At 76.7% G+C, this 4,164-nt stretch carries 4 protein-coding genes; all 4 read right to left on the reverse strand.

Annotated elements, in window-relative coordinates; translation table 11 throughout:
- Positions 1–99: 99 nt before the first annotated feature.
- Positions 100–570 (reverse strand): tRNA (adenosine(37)-N6)-threonylcarbamoyltransferase complex ATPase subunit type 1 TsaE, encoded by a 471-nt coding sequence (gene tsaE, locus E1291_RS39780; RefSeq protein WP_370771124.1) that lies wholly within the window; start codon positions 568–570, stop codon positions 100–102.
- A complete protein-coding gene (locus E1291_RS39785) occupies positions 567–1,667 on the reverse strand; it encodes an alpha/beta fold hydrolase (RefSeq protein WP_131743171.1) in 1,101 nt (366 codons plus the stop codon). The genes tsaE and E1291_RS39785 overlap by 4 nt, the downstream gene beginning before the upstream one ends.
- 9 nt (positions 1,668–1,676) lie before the next feature.
- Positions 1,677–2,801: an alanine racemase gene (gene alr / locus E1291_RS39790; protein ID WP_131743172.1), complete on the reverse strand. Its 1,125-nt coding sequence runs from the start codon at positions 2,799–2,801 to the stop codon at positions 1,677–1,679.
- A 151-nt stretch (positions 2,802–2,952) separates the two neighbouring features.
- Positions 2,953–4,164, reverse strand: a 1,212-nt coding sequence (locus E1291_RS39795) for an NAD(P)H-hydrate dehydratase (RefSeq protein ID WP_131743173.1), incomplete at its 5' end; no start/stop codon positions are given.

Below are 4,164 nucleotides of genomic sequence, written 5' to 3' on the forward strand. Positions count from 1 at the left end.
CTGCGCGAGGAGCGTCTCAACGCCGTCCTGTCCGGGCCCGCGCCCCGCTGATCAATCCCGGGCGTCCGGTCCGGCAAAGAAGCCGCCAACCCGCCGCGCTCACCCGTGCTCCCAACCCAGGTCGGACCAGCGATCACCGACCCCGGTCAGCGTCACGTCGCGCTCCTCGCCGGGCCCGTCCCCACGCGAGATGATCACTTCGAGCCGGTCGTCGGCGAGGCCCTCGGCGAGCCCCTCTCCCCATTCCACGACCGTCACCGACTCACCGACCGAGGCGTCCAGGTCGAGGTCGTCGAGCTCCGCGAAGCCGCCCAGCCGGTAGGCGTCCACGTGCACCAGCGGCGGCCCGCCAGCCAGCGACGGGTGCACCCGGGCGATGACGAACGTCGGCGAGGTCACCGGGCCCCGCACCTTCAGGCCCTCCCCGATCCCCTGGGTCAGGGTCGTCTTGCCCGCGCCGAGGCCGCCGGACAGCACCAGCAGGTCGCCCGGCCGCAGCCGCCCGGCCAGCCGGACGCCCAGCTCCCGCATGTCCTCCGCCGTGGCCACGGTGAGAGTGAGATGGTTCACGCCGTCCGCTCCTGCTCGTCGTCGGGGAGGACGCGGTCGACCAGGCGGCGCAGCCCGCCGGTGACCACGCCCGGGTACTCCAGCGGCAGGACGTGACCCGCCTCGGCCACCTCCACCAGCTCCGCGTCCGGCAGCGCCGCGGCGATCCGCCGGCCGTGCTCGGCGGGGGTCAGCCGGTCCCGGCCGCCGGCCAGCACCAGCACGGGCACCTTGCCGATCACCTCCAGCGCGGCGGCCCGGTCATGCCCGACCAGCTCCGGATAGAACTCCGCGATCACGTCGATCGGGGTGGCCGTGATCATCTGCTCCAGGAAGCCCACCACCGTGGGGCTGACGTGCTTGTCGGCGAACGCCATCCGCCGGGTGACGACGAACGCCAGGTCGGCGCCCAGCCCGCGGGCCCGGTCCACCAGCTCGGCGCGGCGGCCGAGGCCGCGCAGCGTCCGCGGGGCCAGCGGCCGGACGAGCTTGGCCAGCACCAGCGGCAGCCCGAGCGTCAGCTCCGCGAGGTCCCCGCAGGAGGTGTTCACCAGCGCCACGCCCGCCACCCGCTCGGTGAACAGCGCGGGATGCCCCGCCGCCAGCGCCATGATCGACATGCCGCCCATGGAGTGCCCGGCGAGCACGACCCGCTCGCCCGGCCGGACGGTCTCCGCCAGCACCGCGCGCAGGTCCTCGCCGGTCTGCTCGATCGTCGCGCGGTCCGGCGCGCTGCGTCCCGAGCGGCCGTGGCTGCGCTGGTCGAAGAACACCATCCGCACCCGTTCCCGCAGGTCACGGCGCTGGTAGTGCCAGGAGTCCTGGTTCAGGGTGTAGCCGTGGCAGAACACGACCGTCACGGGCGCATCGTCCGGTCCGTCCACCTCGACGTGCAGCGGGACCCCGTCGGCGGCCTCGACCGTGCGGGCCCGGCCGCGCAGCCGGCCGAACGGCTCGCCGGCGTCCGGATCGGGCCGCAGCCCGACCCTGCCGACGGCGAGCCGGCGCAGCCCCACGGCCGCGCCCACCCCCGCGGCGCCGACGCCCGCGACGGCACCGGCGATGCCCACGGTGCGCCCCAGCGTGCGGCCCACCGTGCGCTTGTTCGTGACGTCCATGCGCGCCCCCTACAGCGCCCCGCCCGTGTACACCCTCGGTACCCGGGCCCCGATGCGGGTGACGATCTCATACGAGATGGTGCCGAGCGCGTCCGCCCACTCCTGGGCGGTCGGCTCGCCCTGGTCGCCGGGGCCGAACAGCACGACCTCGTCCCCGGCCGACAGCGGGTCGTCGCCGACGTCGATGACGAACTGGTCCATGCAGACCCGCCCGGCGATCCGGTGGCGCCGCCCGCCCGCGAGGACCTCCAGCAGGTTCGACCCGTGCCGGGGGACGCCGTCCCCGTACCCGGCCGGGACGACGGCGACGGTGGTCTCCCGCTCGGTGTGGTAGAGGTGCCCGTAGGAGACGCCGCTGCCCGCGGGGACGCGCTTGACCAGCGCCGTGTCCGCCACCAGGGTCATCGCGGGCCGCAGCCCGAACGTGCCGAGCCGGGGCACCGGCGTGAGCCCGTAGATCGCGATGCCCGGCCGGACGAGGTCGAAGCGGGCCTCGGGCAGCGTCAGGATCGCGGGCGAGTTCGCCAGGTGCCGGACCTCGGGGCGCACCCCGGCCTTCTCGGCGTGCTCGACCATCTCGGTGAACAGGGCGAGCTGGGCCGGCACCGACGGGTGGTCCGGCTCGTCCGCGCAGGCGAAGTGCGACATGAGCCCGACCACGCGCAGGTGCCCGGCGGCCTCCGCCCGCAGCGCCGCCTCGACCAGGGCGGGCCAGTCCTGCGGCGCGGCGCCGCCGCGGGTCATGCCGCTGTCGGCCTTGAGGTGCACCCGCGCCGGGCGCCCGGAACGTTCCGCGGCGGCGACGGCCTCCGCCAGCGTCCACCCGGCACCGACCGTCAGGTCGACGTCCTGGGCGACGGCTTCGGTGTACGGCTCGCCGGGCACGCCGAGGCAGACCAGGATCCGGGCGGTGACGCCGGCGGCGCGCAGCCGCAGCGCCTCGGCCGTCCGGGCGACGCCGAGCCAGGTGGCGCCGCCGGCGAGCGCGGCGCGGCCGGCCTCGACCAGCCCGTGGCCGTAGGCCTCCGCCTTCACCATGGCCATGATCTCGGCGCCCCGCGCGTGCTCGCGCAGCCGGGCGATGTTGCCGCCGATCGCGTCGAGGTCGACGCGAGCCTCCACTGGAACCCTCATGATGACCCAGTGTGCCGTCCCGGACGCGATGCCCGGGGCATTCCGCGCCAGATCAGCGCACCTCCGCCCGCCGCCAAGACCCCTCCGGCCCCCCTTCGCGGCCGCTCTGCCGCCTCTCTGCCGCCTCTCTGCCGCCCCTCCGGCGGGCCGCTCAGGACAGGGCGCGGAACGCCTCGGGGAGGGCGTCGACGACCTCCGAGGCGCTGATCGGCGCCGCGCCGCCGGAGGCCAGCCGGGCGGCCAGTCCGTGCAGGTAGGCGCCGCCCGCCGCCGCGTCGAGGGCGGGCGTCCCGCCGGCCAGCAGCGCGCCGATCAGCCCGGACAGCACGTCGCCCGTTCCCGCCGTGGCCAGCCGGGGCGTACCGGTCGGGTTCACCCGGACCGGGCGGCCCGCCTCGGCCACCAGCGTCGTCGATCCCTTGAGCAGGACGGTCGCAGGCAACTCGGCCGCGGCCCGGCGGACGTGGTCCAGCCGGCCCGCCTCGACGGCCTCCCGCTCGGTGCCGAGGAGCCGCGCCAGCTCGCCCGCGTGCGGGGTCAGCACGGTCGGCGCCGCGCGGGCCAGCAGGTCGCTGCGGCGCGCGAGGACGGTGAGGCCGTCGGCGTCGACCAGCACCGGCAGGTCGGTGGCCAGCGCCGCCGCCAGCAGCGCCTCGGCGGCTCCGCCGGTGCCGAGCCCGGGGCCGACGACCCACGCCTGCACCCGCCCGACCCGGGCCAGCGCGTCCGGCCCGGACTCGGCGTCCGGATCGATCACGGTCGCGACCGCCTCGGGCCAGCGCCGCCGGACCAGCTCCACCGGATGCGCCACGGAGGCGAAGCGGACCATCCCCGCGCCGCCCCGCACCGCGCCGCCGACGCTCAGCACCGCGGCGCCGGTGAACGCGTCGCCGCCCGCGAGGACGCCCACCACGCCGCGCCGGTACTTGTCGGACTCCGGCCCCGGCTCGGGGGGCCGGACGTCCTCGGGCCACGGCGCGACCAGGTCCGGGTCGGGCAGGTCGCCGCCGAGGCCGATGTCGACGAGCTCGACGACGCCGCAGTGCGAGGCGCCGGGGTCGACGAGCAGGCCGGGCTTGTGGGTACCGAACGTCACGGTCACGTCGGCGTGGACGGCCGCGCCGTCCACGCGGCCGGTGCTCGCGTCCACCCCGCTCGGGACGTCGCACGCCACGACGAGGCCGGGCGCCCCGGACGCCAGCGCGGCCAGGCTCGCGTGCGGCTCGCGCAGGCCGCCCGAGCCGCCGATCCCGGTCAGCCCGTCGATGATCAGGTCGGCGTCGTCAGCAGGTACCCGATCTCGGCCTCCCGGTGGGAGGGCAGCGCGAGCACCGGGATCGCCCCGATGCGGAACAGGCCGAAA

Origin of the sequence: Actinomadura roseirufa (assembly GCF_900659635.1) — a bacterium.
Classification (GTDB): Bacteria; Actinomycetota; Actinomycetes; order Streptosporangiales; family Streptosporangiaceae; genus Spirillospora; species Spirillospora roseirufa.

Coding starts and splice junctions, on each gene's coding strand:
- E1291_RS39785 (WP_131743171.1), bottom strand. CDS start 1,667: ATGGACGTCACGAACAAGCGCACGGTGGGCCGCACGCTGGGGCGCACC.
- alr (WP_131743172.1), bottom strand. CDS start 2,801: ATGAGGGTTCCAGTGGAGGCTCGCGTCGACCTCGACGCGATCGGCGGC.